This is a genomic window from Bradyrhizobium sp. 521_C7_N1_3 (assembly GCF_052075975.1).
Classification (GTDB): domain Bacteria; phylum Pseudomonadota; class Alphaproteobacteria; order Rhizobiales; family Xanthobacteraceae; genus Bradyrhizobium; species Bradyrhizobium japonicum.
On sequence record NZ_CP197232.1, the window covers coordinates 9,244,069 to 9,260,562 of the forward strand.

Annotated in this window: 19 protein-coding genes; 13 read left to right on the plus strand and 6 right to left on the minus strand. The window is 64.8% G+C overall.

Annotation, left to right across the window (positions count from 1 at the left end; translation table 11 throughout):
- Positions 1–17: 17 nt before the first annotated feature.
- The 3 genes from hisS to AB7008_RS43845 form a co-directional block, all read right to left on the minus strand.
- Positions 18–1,538 carry a histidine--tRNA ligase gene (gene hisS, locus AB7008_RS43835; protein WP_441260889.1) on the minus strand — a complete coding sequence of 507 codons (1,521 nt, stop codon included), beginning with the start codon at positions 1,536–1,538 and terminating at the stop codon, positions 18–20.
- 168 nt (positions 1,539–1,706) lie between these two features.
- Positions 1,707–2,231, minus strand: a complete 525-nt coding sequence (locus tag AB7008_RS43840; protein ID WP_304491554.1) for a YegJ family protein — start codon at positions 2,229–2,231, stop codon at positions 1,707–1,709.
- Between the two features lie 138 nt (positions 2,232–2,369).
- The gene (locus AB7008_RS43845; protein ID WP_028157976.1) at positions 2,370–3,452 is read right to left on the minus strand and encodes a branched-chain amino acid aminotransferase; all 1,083 of its coding nucleotides are present in this window, start codon (positions 3,450–3,452) and stop codon (positions 2,370–2,372) included.
- 337 nt (positions 3,453–3,789) lie between these two features.
- Here AB7008_RS43845 and AB7008_RS43850 point away from each other — a divergent pair, with 337 nt between their 5' ends.
- The 3 genes from AB7008_RS43850 to AB7008_RS43860 are packed head-to-tail and all read left to right on the plus strand — an operon-like array spanning position 3,790 to position 6,467.
- Complete coding sequence (locus tag AB7008_RS43850) at positions 3,790–4,332, plus strand: MarR family winged helix-turn-helix transcriptional regulator (RefSeq protein WP_028151547.1); 543 nt, start codon at positions 3,790–3,792, stop codon at positions 4,330–4,332.
- A complete protein-coding gene (locus tag AB7008_RS43855) occupies positions 4,329–5,060 on the plus strand; it encodes a response regulator (protein ID WP_441260890.1) in 732 nt (243 codons plus the stop codon). Before AB7008_RS43850 ends, AB7008_RS43855 begins: the two co-directional genes overlap by 4 nt.
- 18 nt (positions 5,061–5,078) lie before the next feature.
- Positions 5,079–6,467, plus strand: coding sequence for an ATP-binding protein (locus AB7008_RS43860; RefSeq protein ID WP_028157974.1), 1,389 nt, complete (start codon positions 5,079–5,081; stop codon positions 6,465–6,467).
- A 51-nt stretch (positions 6,468–6,518) separates the two neighbouring features.
- Here the strand turns inward: AB7008_RS43860 and AB7008_RS43865 are convergent, their stop codons facing one another.
- Together AB7008_RS43865 and AB7008_RS43870 are read right to left on the minus strand one after the other, a co-directional pair.
- Positions 6,519–7,049, minus strand: a complete 531-nt coding sequence (locus tag AB7008_RS43865) for a DUF3617 domain-containing protein (RefSeq protein WP_028157973.1) — start codon at positions 7,047–7,049, stop codon at positions 6,519–6,521.
- A 30-nt stretch (positions 7,050–7,079) separates the two neighbouring features.
- Entirely contained in the window at positions 7,080–7,373 is a 294-nt protein-coding gene (locus AB7008_RS43870; RefSeq protein WP_028157972.1) for a hypothetical protein, read from the minus strand.
- A gap of 183 nt (positions 7,374–7,556) precedes the next feature.
- Between AB7008_RS43870 and AB7008_RS43875 the strand changes: the two genes are divergently transcribed.
- The 4 genes from AB7008_RS43875 to AB7008_RS43890 all read left to right on the plus strand — a co-directional run bounded on the left by AB7008_RS43875 (position 7,557) and on the right by AB7008_RS43890 (position 10,373).
- Positions 7,557–8,018 carry a hypothetical protein gene (locus AB7008_RS43875; protein WP_028157971.1) on the plus strand — a complete coding sequence of 154 codons (462 nt, stop codon included), beginning with the start codon at positions 7,557–7,559 and terminating at the stop codon, positions 8,016–8,018.
- 129 nt (positions 8,019–8,147) lie between these two features.
- On the plus strand, positions 8,148–8,867 hold the full coding sequence (locus AB7008_RS43880) for a ribonuclease T2 family protein (RefSeq protein WP_085403341.1): 720 nt from the start codon (positions 8,148–8,150) through the stop codon (positions 8,865–8,867).
- 179 nt (positions 8,868–9,046) lie between these two features.
- A complete protein-coding gene (locus AB7008_RS43885; protein ID WP_441260891.1) occupies positions 9,047–9,907 on the plus strand; it encodes a 23S rRNA (adenine(2030)-N(6))-methyltransferase RlmJ in 861 nt (286 codons plus the stop codon).
- 250 nt (positions 9,908–10,157) lie between these two features.
- Positions 10,158–10,373, plus strand: a complete 216-nt coding sequence (locus AB7008_RS43890; protein WP_008544396.1) for a cold-shock protein — start codon at positions 10,158–10,160, stop codon at positions 10,371–10,373.
- An 84-nt stretch (positions 10,374–10,457) separates the two neighbouring features.
- On the opposite strand, the gene AB7008_RS43895 is transcribed toward AB7008_RS43890, so the two are convergent.
- Positions 10,458–11,081: an outer membrane protein gene (locus AB7008_RS43895; RefSeq protein ID WP_028157969.1), complete on the minus strand. Its 624-nt coding sequence runs from the start codon at positions 11,079–11,081 to the stop codon at positions 10,458–10,460.
- A 249-nt stretch (positions 11,082–11,330) separates the two neighbouring features.
- Here AB7008_RS43895 and uvrC point away from each other — a divergent pair, with 249 nt between their 5' ends.
- From uvrC to AB7008_RS43925, 6 genes are all read left to right on the plus strand, one after another.
- Positions 11,331–13,394: an excinuclease ABC subunit UvrC gene (uvrC, locus tag AB7008_RS43900; protein WP_441260892.1), complete on the plus strand. Its 2,064-nt coding sequence runs from the start codon at positions 11,331–11,333 to the stop codon at positions 13,392–13,394.
- Between the two features lie 96 nt (positions 13,395–13,490).
- Positions 13,491–14,108 (plus strand): CDP-diacylglycerol--glycerol-3-phosphate 3-phosphatidyltransferase, encoded by a 618-nt coding sequence (gene pgsA / locus AB7008_RS43905; protein WP_014491974.1) that lies wholly within the window; start codon positions 13,491–13,493, stop codon positions 14,106–14,108.
- Positions 14,105–14,356 (plus strand): molybdopterin converting factor subunit 1, encoded by a 252-nt coding sequence (gene moaD, locus AB7008_RS43910; protein ID WP_018318355.1) that lies wholly within the window; start codon positions 14,105–14,107, stop codon positions 14,354–14,356. The genes pgsA and moaD overlap by 4 nt, the downstream gene beginning before the upstream one ends.
- A 3-nt stretch (positions 14,357–14,359) precedes the next feature.
- Complete coding sequence (locus AB7008_RS43915; protein ID WP_304491557.1) at positions 14,360–14,857, plus strand: molybdenum cofactor biosynthesis protein MoaE; 498 nt, start codon at positions 14,360–14,362, stop codon at positions 14,855–14,857.
- Positions 14,857–15,816 (plus strand): 50S ribosomal protein L3 N(5)-glutamine methyltransferase, encoded by a 960-nt coding sequence (gene prmB / locus AB7008_RS43920; protein WP_304491558.1) that lies wholly within the window; start codon positions 14,857–14,859, stop codon positions 15,814–15,816. The genes AB7008_RS43915 and prmB overlap by 1 nt, the downstream gene beginning before the upstream one ends.
- 90 nt (positions 15,817–15,906) lie before the next feature.
- Complete coding sequence (locus tag AB7008_RS43925) at positions 15,907–16,494, plus strand: phage holin family protein (RefSeq protein WP_014491970.1); 588 nt, start codon at positions 15,907–15,909, stop codon at positions 16,492–16,494.

Consider the following 16,494-nt stretch of genomic DNA (forward strand, 5'->3'; position numbering starts at 1 on the left):
ACGGCCTTCCGGAATGGCTATCCCCACTTTACGTCATGGCGGTCCAGGACTTCGCGCACCTTTGCGACGAGGTCGGCTTCGCTGCACGAGAACTGCGCCGGGCGGCTCTCGCGCCACTCCTGGTTGGAGGCGATCGCGGCGGCGGCCTTGGCGCCTTCGATCAGATCCTTGATCTGCAGCTCGCCGCGCGCCTTTTCGTCCGAGCCCTGGATGATCACGCAAGGTGAGTTGCGGCGGTCGGCATATTTGAGCTGGTTGCCCATGTTCTTGGGATTGCCGAGATAGAGCTCGGCACGAATGCCGGCAGCGCGCAAGGACGCCACCATCTTCTGGTAGTCGGCGACACGATCGCGATCAAACACGGTGACAACGACGGGGCCGAATTCGGGCCGCGTGTCGAGCTTGCCGAGCAGCGTCAGCGCGGCCTGGAGCCTGGACACGCCGATCGAGAACCCGGTCGCCGGCACCGGCTCGCCGCGGAAGCGCGAGACGAGGCCGTCGTAACGTCCGCCGCCACCGACCGAGCCGAAGCGCACCGGGCGGCCCTTCTCGTCCTTGGTCTCGAGCAGGAGTTCGACCTCGTAGACGGGGCCGGTATAATATTCGAGGCCGCGCACGACGGAGGGATCGATCTTGATGCGGTCTGCGCCGTAACCCGACGCCGTGACCAGCTTGGCAATCTCTTCCAGCTCGCTTACGCCGGCCTGACCAATCTCGCTCTTGGCGAGGTAGGTTTCCGCCGCGGCGATCGCGTCTTTCCAATCGTCGCGCGGTTTGGTGATGGCGAGAACAACATCAGCCTCCGCCGGGCTCAAATTGGCGCCTTTCGTGAAGTCGCCCTTGCCTTCTTCGCCGCCATCCCATCGTCCGGGACCGAGCAGCTTGCGCACTTCGTCGGCGGAGAACTTGTCCAGCTTGTCGATCGCGCGCAGCACGGTCAGCCTGCGCCCGGCGTTCTCGTCGCCGCCAAGCCCGATGGCTTCCAGAACGCCGTCGAGCACTTTGCGGTTGTTGACCTTCACGACATAGGAGCCGCGCGCAATACCAAGCGCCTCCATCGTGTCCGCGGCCATCATGCAGATCTCGGCATCCGCCGCCGGCGTCGCCGAGCCGACCGTGTCGGCATCGAACTGCATGAACTGGCGGAAGCGGCCGGGGCCGGGTTTCTCGTTGCGGAACACATAGCCGACGCGGTAGCTGCGGTAGGGCAGGACCAGACCGTCGGTCCCGTATCGCTCGCCGACGTAACGCGCGAGCGGTGCGGTCAAATCGTAGCGCAAGCTGATCCACTGCTCGTCGTCGTCCTGGAACGAGAACACGCCCTCGTTCGGGCGGTCCTGGTCGGGCAGGAACTTGCCGAGCGCATCGGTGTATTCCATCGCCGGCGTTTCCACGGGCTCGAACCCGTAGAGCTCGTAGACGGCGCGGATCTTCTCGACCATCTCGCGCGTCGCCCGGATCGCGGCGGGATCGCGATCTTCGAGCCCGCGCGGCAGGCGCGCCTTCAGTTTCTGGGGTTTTTTGGGTTTCTCGGCCATGCGCGGCGTTTACCAGCCGACGCGGGAGGCGGCAACCGCTGCGGCCTGCCGGGAGCCCATAGGGCCAGCCCATTCGCCGTCGTTCCGGGGCGATGCGCAGCATCGAACCCGGAATCTCGAGATTCCGGGTCTAGTCCTTCGGACCATCCCGGAATGACGACTGCATCCCTACGGCTGCTCCATCCGGGCCCTCAGAGCATCCGCATCCGCCTTTGGTAGCGACTTCAGCGTCGGCTTGATGGTTTCGCCGCCGACGATCTTGCCGTTGCGCATGAACATCCAGTCTGAGATGTCCGCTTCGCTGAACTTGACCGCGTCGCCGGCCCGTTTGCCCGGCAGATCGCGGGGCTCGTTGGCGAAGAGGCCCGAATAGGTGCCGTTCGGCAGCTTCTTCACGTCGCCGATCCAGATATGCTCCCCGCCCCTACGGGTCGAAAAGCGCACTTTCAAGGCGTGCCCGGTCTCCGACGGCTTCGGCGCGTCATAGGACGCCCAGAAGGTCGGGAGCATACCGCGGGCGCGCGCGATCGCGGTGTTCATCTCGGGATCGGTGGTGCGCACGTCGACGATCGGCGAGCGGTCTTGTGCGGCGACCTCGGGCGTGGGGCCGATGGTCAGGATACCGAAAACGCTGACGCCGGTGATTGCGGCAAGAACGACCCATTTCAGGGGCTGGGAGAGTTGTGTTGCCATGATCGCGATGTCCAGGATGCTTTGATGTCTCCTGGCTTTGTCGCGTGTCGGCAGCAGCGCGTTCAGTGCGCAATAAGCCACAAACGTTGCGCGTTTCCCCTCTCCCTGGTGCGAGAGGGGAAACGTAATCGCCGTCGATCAAAACACCTTGCGGATCCAGTTGTGCGGATCGTTGGTGCGGCCGTACTGGATGTCGATGAGCTGCTTGCGCAGGCCCATGGCGACGGGGCCGGCGGCGCCGCCGCTGATCTCGAAATCGCCGCTCACCGAGCGCACCTTGCCGATCGGCGAGATCACGGCAGCGGTGCCGCAGGCGAACGCTTCCTTCAACTTGCCGCTCGCCGCATCTTTGCGCCACTGGTCGAGCGAGTACGGCTCCTCGCGCACCGTCTTGCCGGCATCCTTCGCGAGCGCGATGATGGAGTCGCGGGTGATGCCGGGCAGGATCGTGCCGAGCGGCGGCGTCGAGAGCGAGCCGTCATCGAACACGAAGAAGACGTTCATGCCGCCGAGCTCCTCGATGTAGCGGCGCTCGACCGCGTCGAGGAAGACGACCTGATCGCAACCGTGCTGGATCGCTTCGGCCTGCGCCCGCAGGCTCGCCGCGTAATTGCCGCCGCACTTGACGGCGCCGGTGCCGCCGATCGCGGCGCGAGTGTAGTTCTCCGAGACCCAGATCGAGACCGGCGCAGGTCCGCCCTTGAAATAGGAGCCAACCGGCGAAGCGATCACCGCGAAGATGTATTCGGACGACGGCTTGACGCCGAGGAAGGTCTCGCTCGCGATCATGAAGGGGCGCAGATAGAGGCTGCCCTCGCCGCCCGGCATCCAGGCGCGATCGATGCGCACGACCTGCTCGACCGCCTCGATGAAGACGTCCTCGGGCAGCTGCGCCATCGCCATGCGGTCGGCGGAATCCTTGAAGCGTCGCGCATTGGCGTCGGGGCGGAACAAGTTCACGCCGCCGTCGTCACGCTTGTAGGCCTTGAGGCCTTCGAAGATTTCCTGCGCGTAGTGCAGGACCGCGCCGGCCGGATCGAGCTGGAAGTTGGCCCGCGCCTCGACGCGTGCTTCGTACCAGCCGCCCTTCGCCTGGTTGTAGCGGACGATCGCCATGTGATCGGTGAAGACCCGCCCGAAGCCGGGATCCACCAGCTTGGCGACGCGGTCCTTCTCGGATGTCGGATTGGATGCGGGCTGGATGTCGAATTTCATACTCATGTCCTTGCCTCCCGCTGCCGGTAGCGGCGCTGTTCTGGCGCCCGCCTGCCCTGTTTGGGCCCGGCTGGCTTGATTAGGTTGTGGCTGGATCGCCGCCAGCCTTGTTACGGCCGGTTTCCGTGGCCAGCATGTCGCCGAGGACATGCTTTTGCGGAAGGCGGAAGTCCAGTATGTTTTGCCGAAAATGCCGCTCGACAATCGCACGGTAGATCTGCGTCGGCCGTCGTCGCCTGTCCGGCTCTCTCCGGCCGCTCCTAGAACTGCCACCCGACGCGAAGCGATCTAAAATTTCGTGCGGGCTGATCGTTTTGTAACATTGAACCCAAGATACGTCAATATGCCTGACATAAATTTCGCAACTCCCTCTCAAGACGCAGCCGAGCCGCGGCCGGCCGCAGGCGATGGAGGCAATTTGCGCTGGGATATCATTGAACTGCTGTTCTTCGCCTATCGTGATTTCGTCGGCGATCCCGACCAGGAGCTGGAGGCTTTCGGCTTCGGCCGGGCCCACCACCGGGTCATGCATTTCGTCTATCGTTATCCCGGCCTCAAGGTCGCCGACCTGCTCGATGTCCTGCGCATCACCAAGCAGTCGCTTGGCCGCGTGCTCAAGCAGCTCCTGGACGAGGGCTATATCGTGCAGAAGACCGGCGACAATGACCGCCGCCAGCGCCTGCTCTACGCGACACCGAAGGGCGAGGCGCTGGTGCAGAAGCTCGCCGGGCTCCAGACCACGCGGATCACCAAGGCGCTCGCCGAGCTGGCGCCGCAGGATGCCGAGACCGTCAAGCGCTTCCTGCGCGCGATGATCGACCGCGACGATCCGGACAAGGTGCTGGAGACGATCTTCGCCAACGTCAATCAGGACGGAAAGGAGTGAACGTGCCGTTCGCTGCCACGCTCGCCCGCCCGCCGGTAGAACCGGCCGACGATGCGCCGCATCTGCTGCTGGTCGACGACGACCGCCGCATCCGCGATCTGTTGTCGCGCTTCCTCGCCAGCGAAGGTTATCGCGTGACCACTGCGGCAAGCGCCGGCGATGCACGCTCGAAGCTCATGGGCCTGCATTTCGATCTCCTGATCCTCGACGTCATGATGCCCGGCGAGACCGGCTTCGATCTCGCCCGCTTCATCCGGACCTCCTCCTCGGTGCCGATCGTGATGCTGACGGCGCGGCACGAGGCCGAAGCCCGCATCGAAGGCCTGCAGATCGGCGCCGACGATTACGTGGCAAAACCGTTCGAGCCGCGCGAGCTTGCGCTGCGCATCAACAACATCCTCAAGCGCGCCGCACCGCCGCCGCAAACCGCCGCGGTGGAGAAGATCGCGTTCGGCCCTTACGTCTACCATCTCGATCGCGGCGAACTGCGCCAGGGCGAGGAGGTCATTCACCTCACCGACCGCGAACGCGAGATGCTGCGGATTCTCTCGGAGACCCCCGGCGAGACCGTGCCGCGCAGCGCGCTCACCGGCAATGGCAGCGTCAACGAGCGCGCCGTCGACGTTCAGATCAACCGCCTCAGGCGCAAGATCGAGACCGACCCCGCCAATCCGCTGTTCCTCCAGGCGGTGCGCGGCATCGGCTACCGCCTGGTGGGCTCGCCATAAAGCAGTGAAGCGCGACCGATGAGCACGATCGATACCGGCCTGACGCTGTTGAAGAGCGCCGCCGGCCGCGTCTCCGCCGCCAATGGCTGGATGGGCAACGCGTTCAAGGGCTGGATGCCGACCGGCCTCTATGCGCGTGCGCTGCTGATCATGATCGTGCCGATGGTGATCCTGCAATCGGTCGTCGCCTTCGTGTTCATGGAGCGGCACTGGAACACGGTGACGCGCCGCCTGTCGGCCGCTGTCGTGCAGGACATCGCCGCGCTGATCGACATCTACAAGGGCTATCCGCAGGACAAGGACCGCGACCAGATCCGCCGCATCGCGCAGCAGCGCCTCGGCCTCGTGGTGGACTTCCTGCCGGCCGGCGACATGCCGCCGCCGGGACCGAAGCCGTTCTTCTCGCTGCTCGACCAGACGCTGTCGGTGCAGCTCGGTCGCCAGATCGGACGCTCGTTCTGGATCGACACCGTCGGCCGCTCCAACCTCGTCGAGATCCGGATCCAGCTCGACGATGCCGTGATGCGCGTGTTCGCGCAGCGCAGCGCCGCCTATGCCTCGAACTCGGAGATCTTCTTGTTCTGGATGGTCGGCACGTCCTCGATCCTCCTGATCGTCGCGGTGCTGTTCCTGCGCAACCAGATCAAGCCGATCCTGCGGCTGGCGGACGCCGCAGAAAGCTTCGGCAAGGGCCGCGAGGCGCCGAACTTCCGGCCGCGCGGCGCGCGCGAGGTGCGGCGCGCGGCGGTCGCCTTCCTCGAGATGAAGTCACGCATCGAGCGCACGATGGAGCAGCGCACCGCGATGCTTGCCGGCGTCAGCCACGATCTGCGCACCATCCTGACCCGCTTCAAGCTCGAGCTGGCGCTGATTGGCGACAACCCGGAGCTCGAGGGCATGCGCAAGGACGTCGACGAGATGTCGATGATGCTGGAGGACTACCTTGCGTTTGCCCGCGGCGATTCCGGCGAGCAGTCGCAGCCGACCGACATGGCGCAGGCGCTCGAGGAGCTGCGCAGCGACGCCGAGCGCCACGGCCACACCGCGACCGTCGCGTTCCACGGCCTGCCCGTGGTGACCGTGAAGCCGGCCTCGTTCAAGCGCTGCCTCGCCAACCTCGTCACCAACGCGGCGCGCTACGGCAAGGCCATCGCCATCAACGGCCAGCGCGATCACCGTTATTTGACCGTGACGGTCGAGGACGACGGCCCCGGCATTCCCGCGCATCTGCGCGAAGAGGTGTTCAAGCCGTTCCTGCGGCTCGACAACGCCCGCAACCAGGACGAAGGCGGCACCGGCTTGGGGCTAGCCATCGCCCGCGACATCGCGCGCTCGCATGGCGGCGACATCACCCTCGGCGACAGCCCGATGGGGGGATTAAGGGCGAGCGTCAGGATTCCGGTGTAGCTCTGCTCTTCCTTCTCCTCTTGTGGGAGAAGGCGAGAGGGGAAGACAAACCTACTTCGGCAGCAGCGCCTTCAGCTTGTCCATGTCGCGCACGTTCATCTTGAAGCCGCCGGGCATCACGATGTCGCCGGGCTTCTGGTCGGGCTTGCAGGCCCCCAGCCACTTGGCTTCGAGCTGCATCGTGGTGTCGCGGCCTGCTGCGCCGGCGGCGCCGCCTTGTGCATGCGACGAGGTCTTCACCGTATAGGCCGAGTTGAAATCGCCGGTGATCTCGGCATGCGAGGTCGTGCTGATGCCGGCGACGCTACACTCGGAATCGCTGACATAGCCGGTCGCGGTCTTCTTAATGTCCTGCTTGGCGCAGATCTGCTTGGCCATCGGGGAGACGTTGTTGTTCATCTCCTTGTCGACGGTCTCGTCGGTGCAGTGCTGCATGGTCATCTCCGGCATCGGCGTGCCGGTCCTGACCATCTTCATTTCCCAGAGACCGGCCTTGCGCACCGGCAGATCGTCGGCGCCGGCGCTGCCTGCCTGTAACACAAGGCAAAGGGCCGAGCCGAGCAAAGCGAGCTTGCGCGTCATGTGGGAAGCTCCCGACGTTCCGAAAGCGCCTCAGTACAGCGTGCGGATCGGCTGCTGGGCGGCGCCATAGGGCACCCAGCGGCAGGAGAACGAGATATAGCCGCCCTCAAAGGCCTGCACCGCGAGGAATTTCACGACCTTGCCGTAGCGCGCGCAGTGATCGACCGCGACCTGCCGCGCATCGGTCTGGGTCGCCATCGAATAAGCGATGATGCCGCCGGTGTCGTTGCCCTTGAACGGGGGCACCGGAAGCATATCGGCGCGTGCCGACTGGCTGGCCATCATCCCCAGGGCAAGAAGGCCCGCGGCCGCAATGATTCGCATTCCCGTCACTCCAATTGGTTGGCGCCAGTTTACGGTGCCGGGATGTCCATGAAAAGAACTGATGCCCCGCCGGCTGCCGCGCCAGGGTCAACTCTTGGCCAAGTGTTGCCGCGCTGCACTTGACCTGCCCCGGCCTTCGCGGCACCGTCCATGCTTCGCAAGACCCAGCTGTCCGGATTGCCCATGCGCGCCCTCACCCTGAAATCGCTCCGCTTTGCCGCCTTGCTCGGCCTCATGTTCGGGGCGCTGTCGCTCGGTGAGGCCAGGGCTGCCAATCCGCTGGAGCTGAACTTCTGGCTGAACGGGCCGCGCTATGACGGCGCCGTCGTCGATTGCGAGAGGGCGCTGCCGACCATCGCCACCCAGTTCTGGGAGAAGGAAAGCTCGTTCTGGAATTCCTCGTTGAAGATCACCGGTTTCGCCGCCGTTCACGAGATCGCGTTCCGGCCCTGGCAGTCCGACAACATTCCGCGCCGCTATTGCACCGGTGACGCCATGCTCAATGACGGCAAGGTGCGCAAGGTGCATTTCTCGATCATCGAGGATGGCGGCTTCGCCGGCTACGGCAATGGCGTGGAATGGTGCGTGGTCGGGCTCGACCGCAACTGGGCCTACAATCCGTCCTGCCGCGCCGCCAGGCCTTGATAGACGAGCCTTGACCGGAAAGGCCTGAATCGGACTGATCAGGCGGCTGACGGCTATCTCGTATTTTGTTCTTGAAATGTTCTTGTTGCCTGCTAGGCTGATTGCACAGTCTAGTTGAGGGGCGTCGCCATGTTTCATTTTAGATTGCACTCGTTCACCCGTCTCGTGATCTCACTGACCCTCCCCCTGGTCCTTGCCGCCGGGCTGGTCGCGTTGCCGGGCGGCGCGAAGGCCCAGGACAAACGGCAGAACGCGCCCGGCGAATTCGACTTCTATGTGCTGTCGCTGTCATGGTCGCCCTCGTTCTGCGAGGAGGCGTCCGAGCGCAACCGCGGCGGCGGCGGTGGTCGCTCGCAGATGCAGTGCAGCGGGCGGCCCTACGCGTTCGTGGTGCACGGGCTGTGGCCGCAATACGAGAACGGCTTCCCCGAATATTGCCAGCGGCCGTCGCCACGCCTGAACCGCAACATCGTCTCTTCGATGCTCGATTTGATGCCGGCGCCGGGGCTGATCTTCAACGAGTGGGACAAGCACGGCACCTGCTCCGGGCTCGACAGCCGCAATTATTTCGAGACGATCCGAAAGGCGCGCGCCGCGATCAAGATCCCGGCGGAATATCTCGAACTGTCGCAGGCCAAGACCGTCGCGCCGGGCGAGGTGGAGGAAGCCTTTATCAAAGCCAATGCGGGCCTGAGCAACGCGGCCATCTCGGTCACCTGCAACCGGACCCGGCTCTCGGAGGTCCGCATCTGCCTCAGCAAGGACCTGCAATTCCGGGCCTGCGAGGAGATCGAGCGCCGCGCCTGCCGCCGCGACCAGGTGACGATGCCGCCGATCAGAGGTGGCTAGTCCAAGCGCTCGTGCCCCGGACGCAGCGCCGCTTCGGCGGTGCGCTGCAGAATCGGGGTCAATGCTCCATGGGAATCCAGACCCCGGGCCTGGCCCACAACATTAAGAGCATTGCGGCGCGTCCGGGACAGACGCGCATGCCGCTTTGCTCAAGCCGTGACGTAGCGTAGTCCTGTCTCATGAACTACCGTCACGCCTTCCACGCCGGAAACTTCGCCGATGTCATCAAGCACATCGTGCTGGCACGCATCATTACCTACCTTCAGGACAAGCCGGGCGCATTCCGTGTCATCGACACCCATGCCGGCGCCGGCCTCTATGATCTCGAAAGCGACGAGGCGCGCCGCAGCGGTGAATGGCTGACCGGCATCGCGCGGCTGATGCAGGCGCGCCTGTCGAACGACACTGTTGCGCTGGCCAAGCCCTATCTCGACATCGTTCGCGCCTACAATCCGAAGGGCGAGCTTAGGGCTTATCCGGGTTCGCCGCTGATCACGCGCGGCCTGCTGCGGCCGCAGGACCGCCTCGTTGCCTGCGAGCTCGAGCCGAAGGCGCGCAAGGCGCTGATCGGTGTGCTGCGCCGCGACGAACAGGCGCGCGTGGTCGATCTCGACGGCTGGGTCGCGCTGCCGGCCTTCGTGCCACCGAAGGAACGGCGCGGGCTCGTGCTGATCGACCCGCCGTTCGAGGCGAAAGACGAGTTCGAAAAGCTCGGCGACGCCTTCTCGGCGGCTTTCGCGAAATGGCCGACCGGTATCTATGTAATCTGGTATCCGGCCAAGAGCCGGCGCGCCACCGACACGCTGGTGCAATCAGTGGCGCGGCTCGCAGCCGCAGCAAAACCACCAGGAAAATGTCTGCGTCTCGAATTCAGTGTCGCGCCGCAGCTTGATGGCGCCGCCCTCACCTCCGCCGGATTGTTGATCGTCAATCCGCCGTACACGCTGCATGGCGAGCTCAAGACGATCCTGCCCGAGCTGGAGATACCGCTCGGACAGGGCGGAGCTGCCAGATTCCGATTAGAGGTGCCGAAGCCGTAACACCCCGGCATTCTTGGGAAAAAGATGCAGGAGCGGTAGTCAATCTGCAGAGAACCGTATTATGCTGTTTGCGTGACTGGCTTTACGTTCCGCTTCCGCGAATGGTTGCGGCGGAGTGAAGGCCTAAGAAAGATCCGACCGGACCGAAAGGTCCGCCCAAGGATGGCCAGCTCCCGGGCTTCGTAAGGCCCGGTCATGTCGTGACGTGAGTCTGCGTCGCGACGGAGGAGCAATGAGGGGGAGTTTCCCGATGGCCATGACGGGAACGGTCAAGTTTTTTAACGGCGAGCGCGGCTACGGTTTCATCAAGCCCGACGATGGCGGCCGCGACGTCTTCGTGCACATTACTGCTGTGGAGCGGGCGGGACTGAAAGACCTCGCCGAAGGACAGCGCATTACTTTTGAAGTCGAGCCGGACAAGAAGGGGAAGGGACCAAAGGCGGTCAATTTGGTCATCCTCTCCTAGAGCGTTTTCGAGCGAACACCTGGCGAAAAAATCCCGGCCGCGAGCGGCCGGGAGGCTGTCGTCCGGTATTTTCTTCTTCAACTATCAGAAGTGATAGTTCACGCCTGCGCGCACAACGCTGGCGCTATAGCCGTTCGACACGCCTGTAATTGCGAACTGGCTCGTCGACAGATCGATGTAGAGATATTCGAGCTTGGCGCTCCAGTTCGGTGCGAAGCCGACTTCCGCGCCGGCACCGATGGTCCAGCCTGCGGTGGTGTGCGACTCCGTCCAGCCGAATGTCTGCGCGCGCAGTTCGCCGAAGGCGAGGCCGGCGGTGCCGTAGAACAGCACGTTGCTGAAGGCATAGCCGGCGCGGCCGCGCAGCGTGCCGAACCAGGGGTTGGAGAACTTCCACGGCGCGAAGGTGTCATCTGCGCCGGCGGCCTGGATATCGCCCTCGACGCCGAACACCCATGGACCGTTCTGGAAATTGTAGCCGGCCTGCACGCCGCCGACGAAACCGGAGGGGTTGACGGGCGAGTTACTCACCGAGCCCCACTCATAGCCGAGATTGGCACCGAGATACGGACCGGCCCAGCTATAGGCATTGAGCGGCTGATTGACGGTGTAGGGCGCACCCTGCCCGTAGTTGAGATCGGCGGCCTCTGCCGAAGCTGTCCAGCCGGCTGCAACCAACACGGCTGCGCCTACAACGAACGCCCTCATCGGTACTCTCCAACGCAACTGCCGCTCCCCGCGATGCCTGCGCCGCCGCGCAAGGCAAGATCGCATGGTTACGGAACCTCCTCTTTTTCGCGTAAGATTTATCGAGAGTTTTAAGTTAAAGGCCTGTTAAGCCGGGTTACCGTGCTCTTAACAGGCTTAAGCAAGTGTTACCCGGAACCGCGCCGCCATCCTGTGTGTGCCGCAAGGCTGGAACTTCAAATCGGCACCCCCAGCGCCTAAATTCGCATCATGGCTCACGATTCCACCGACAATCCGGACGACGCGCGCGCGCGCAAATCTCCGCGCGGCACGACGGCCGACGCCCCGCCAGAGAGCCTGGCCCCACCGGACCTCGATCCCGCCACCACCGCTGGCGAGGACGAGGACGATGCGCTGGTGCCTGACATCCTGGAGGAGAGCGGCGCGGTCGGCGAAGAGCCGCTGGCGACCGGCCATGAGGCGATCGAGCGCGCGGTCCGCCTCGCGCCCACCTCGCCGGGCGTCTATCGCATGCTCAGTGCCAATGCCGACGTGCTCTATGTCGGCAAGGCCAAGAACGTCAAAAAGCGCCTGTCGAACTATGCGCGCCAGACCGCGCCGCAACCGGCGCGCATCCTGCGCATGATCGCCGCTACGGTGACCGTGGAGATCGTCTCGACCAACACCGAGACCGAAGCGCTGCTGCTGGAAGCCAATCTCATCAAGCAGCTCCGGCCGCGCTTCAACGTGCAGCTGCGCGACGACAAGTCGTTTCCCTACATCCTGATCACCGGCGACCATTGGGCGCCGCAGATCCTGAAGCACCGCGGCGCGCAGACCCGGCCCGGGCGCTATTTCGGCCCGTTCGCTTCCGCCGGCGCGGTCAACCGCACCATCACCGCCTTGCAGCGTGCGTTCCTGATCCGCTCCTGCACCGATTCCTTCTTCGAGAGCCGCTCCCGGCCCTGCCTGCTCTACCAGATCCGCCGCTGCGCCGGCCCCTGCACCCGCGAGATCGACTTCCCCGGCTACACGACGCTGGTGCGCGAGGCGACCGACTTCCTCTCCGGCAAGAGCCACGCGGTGAAGCAGGAGCTTGCCGGCGAGATGGAGAAGGCCTCCGGCGAGCTCGAATTCGAGACCGCCGCACTCTACCGCGACCGCCTCGCCGCGCTGTCGGCGATCCAGTCGCAGCAGGGCATCAATCCGCGCACGGTGGAAGAAGCCGACGTGTTCGCGGTCCACCAGGAGGGCGGTTTCTTTTGCGTCGAAGTGTTCTTCTTCCGCACCGGGCAGAACTGGGGCAACCGCGCCTATTTCCCGCGCGCGGAGAAGACCTATACGCCGGAGGAAGTGCTGGGATCCTTCCTCGCCCAGTTCTACGACGACAAGCCGCCGCCGAAGAACATCCTGCTCTCGCACGAGATCGAGGAGAGCGAGCTGCTCGCCAACGCGCTGTCGATCAAGGCCGGCCACAAGATCGAGGTCACGGCGCCCAAGCGCGGCGAGAAGAAGGAGCTGGTCGCCCACGCGCTGACCAATGCGCGCGAGGCGCTTGGCCGCAAGCTCGCGGACACCGCGACGCAGAGCCGGCTGCTCGACGCCATGGCCACGACGCTGAGCCTGCCGCATTCGCCCAAGCGCATCGAGGTCTACGACAACAGCCACATCCAGGGCACCAATGCGGTCGGCGCCATGATCGTCGCCGGCCCCGATGGTTTCGTGAAGAACCAGTACCGCAAGTTCAACATCAAGTCGGAAGGGCTCACGCCGGGCGACGATTACGGCATGATGCGCGAGGTGCTGGAACGCCGCTTCAAGCGCCTGATCAATCCGCCCGAGGACGCCGCCGGCAAGGCCAAGGACGACGACTTCCCGCAATGGCCCGACCTCGTGATCATCGACGGCGGTCGCGGCCAGCTCAACGCCGTCCGGGAGATCTTTACGAATCTCGGCCTGACCCAGGTGTCGCTGATGTCGGTCGCCAAGGGACCGGACCGGGATGCCGGCCGCGAAACCCTGTTCATGCCGGAGCGCGAGGCGATCAAGCTGGAGCCGCGCGATCCCGTGCTTTATTTCATCCAGCGCCTGCGCGACGAGGCCCACCGCTTCGTCATCGGCTCGCACCGCAAGCTGCGCAAGAAGGACATCCGCGAGGCCGGTTTGCAGGAGATTCCGGGCATCGGCCCGTCACGCAAACGTGCCTTGCTGCACCATTTCGGAACCCTGAAGGAGATCGAGCGGGCCTCGATCGCCGATCTCGGCAAGGTTCCGGGGGTGAGCGCCGAGAGCGCTCGCAGGATTTTCGACTATTTCCATCCCCAGCCGGGGTGAACTAAGGGGGCCGCGGTCATATGGTCGTCGCATGCTGCACCTCATTTGGGGAGCGGGACGGTTGACCTTCAGGCACGAGCGGTATTGGTAGGACGGATGAACATCGCCACGACACGAGGGACGACCAGCCGCGCGATGTCCCTCCCGAACATCCTGACCTATGGCCGGATCGCCGCGATCCCGGTCGTGGTCGGGTGCATCTATGCGCAGTCGATTCTGGATCAGCCGCTGTGGCTGCGCTGGGTCGCGGTCGCCATCTTCATCGCGGCAGCAGTGACCGACTACCTCGACGGCTATTACGCGCGGATCTGGAATCAGCAATCCGCATTCGGCCGGATGCTCGATCCGATCGCCGACAAGCTGCTGGTCGCCTCCTGCCTGCTGATGCTCGCCGCCGACGGCATCATCCATGGCTGGTCGCTGTGGGCCGCCATCGTGATCCTGTGCCGCGAGATCCTGGTCTCGGGCCTGCGCGAATATCTCGCGGCGTTGCGGGTGAGCGTTCCCGTGACCAAGCTTGCGAAGTGGAAGACGACCGTTCAGCTCATCGCCATCGGCTTCCTGCTCGCGGGCCCGGCCGGCGATGAGGTGGTGCCCGTGGTCTCGATGATCGGGCTGGCGCTGCTCTGGGCCTCGGCGATCCTCACCATATACACCGGCTACGACTATTTCCGCGCCGGCATCCATCACCTCATCAAGGAGGATGAGGCATGAAGGTGAAGTACTTCGCCTGGGTGCGCGAGCGCGTCGGCAAGGCCGAGGAGACCATCGAGCCGCCGGCGACCGTGCGCACCGTCGAGGAGCTGATCGCCTGGCTGTCCGGCCAGAGCGAGGCCTATGCCTACGCCTTCGAGAAGCCGAAGGTGATTCGTACCGCGATCGATCATGCCCACGTCAAATCGGACGCGGCGATCGCGGGCGCCCGCGAGATCGCGTTTTTCCCGCCGATGACCGGCGGCTAGGCCATGACCTCCCCCGTAAGCACCTCCCCCGTCAGCCCCTGCCCCGTCACCATCCGCATCCAGCAGGACGATTTCGACATCGCGCGCGAGATCGCGATCCTGACCGGAAGCCGCACCGACATCGGCGCGGTCGTGAGCTTTTCCGGCATCTGCCGCGGCGACGAGGACAGCGCGAAGATCGCCGCCCTCACGCTCGAACATTATCCCGGCATGGCGGAAGAAGAGATCAAGCGCCATGCCGACGAAGCCACATCGCGCTGGCCGCTGAACGGCGTCACCATCATTCATCGCGTCGGGCGGTTCATGCCGGGGCAGAACATCGTGCTGGTGCTAACGGCCTCACAACATCGCCAGGCAGCGTTCCAGGCGGCCGAGTTCCTGATGGATTATCTCAAGACCAGCGCGCCGTTCTGGAAGAAGGAAGAGAGCGCCACCGGCACCGGCTGGGTCGAAGCCCACGCCCGTGACGACGAGGCCGCCGCACGCTGGACCCGATCCTGATGGCAAGAGCACCCAAGAAGACCACGCGCGGCCGCGCCGCGCCAAAGCTCGCGAAGGTCGGCCGCGGCGAGTTGCTCACGCTGCTCGATTTCGTCCGCTATGCCGTGAGCCGCTTCGTTGAAGCAAAACTCGCCTTCGCCCATGGCACGACCGACCCGGTCGCGGAAGCAGCCTTCCTGGTCTGCGAAGCCCTGCATCTGCATCCCGACCAGTTCGAGATCTTTGCCCATGCCTGCGTCACGCCGGCGGAAGGCAAGACCATCGTCGACCTCATCCATCAGCGCGTCACCACGCGCAAACCGACCGCCTATCTCGTCAACAAGATCTACATGCGCGGCCTGCCCTTCTATGTCGACGAGCGCGTCATCGTTCCGCGCTCCTTCATCGGCGAACTGCTGGAGTCGCATTTCGGTGGCGACGGCGAGGCGGGCTCGCTGATCGACGACCCCACGGCCGTCGAACGCGTGCTCGATCTCTGCACGGGCTCGGGATGTCTCGCCATCCTCGCCGCGCATCATTTCCCGAATGCCACCGTTGATGCCGTCGACATCTCCAAGGGCGCGCTCGAAGTCGCCACGCGAAATGTCGGCGAATTCGGGCTCGATGACCGGATCAGCCTGCATCGCGGCGACCTGTTCGCCCCGCTCGGCGACAACAGATACGACCTGATCATCACCAATCCGCCTTACGTCGATGCGGACGGCATGGCCGCGCTGCCGCCGGAATGCCGCGCCGAACCAAAGCTCGCCTTTGACGGCGGTCCCGACGGTCTCGACGTGGTGCGCCGGATCCTGCGCGATGCGCCCGATCACCTGACGCCGGATGGCGGCTTGATCTGCGAGATCGGCCGCGGCCGCGAACTCGTCGACGAGGCCTTTCCGGAACTGCCGCTGCTCTGGCTCGACACCGAGGAATCCGAGGGCGAGGTGTTCTGGATCGCGGCCGCCGATCTCGGCTGATCCGTCCCGGCACCGGCGCTCCGCGCGGAACAAGTGAAGTTCCGCCACGTTCATCTCCCGACGAATGTTTCGTTCTCGGAGGGTGTCCGCATGCTCGCGCCATCGGGCGAATTGCTGCGCGCCGGCATGGCGCTCAAGATCAATCACCTCAAGCGCGCCGCGCGATCTTACCTGCGCGACCGCACCAATCAGGCCACCGGCCGCGCGACATCCTATGCGGTTGCGGCAGGACTGTTCGCACTGGCCGGGCTGTTCCTGATCGCCACCCTCTTTGTCGGCCTGATGGCCCTTTATCGTTGGGTCGCGATCACTCACGGACAATTCTGGGGCTTTGGTGCCGTCGCGGCCGTGCTCCTGGTGCTGGCCGTATCCTGCGCCGGCGTGGCTCTGGCCCAAATGAAGCGTCGGGACAAGCCGATCGTGCCGCTTGCCAGCCGTATGCGCGTTGCGATCGCCACCCCGCGGATCCCGCGCGGAACGGTGAAGCAGGCGGTGAAAGAGGTCGCAACGACGATTCCGCTGGTGCCGCTCGCACCGGGCGAACGTGGCCGTGGCGGCAACGCCGTGTCGGCTCGGACCAACCGGCCCGTGCAGCTGGGTCTGATGCTCGCAGCCGTCGGGCTGCTGGGCTTCACGGCCGCACGCCGGCGCCGGCACGGCCACAGATTGGACGCTTGA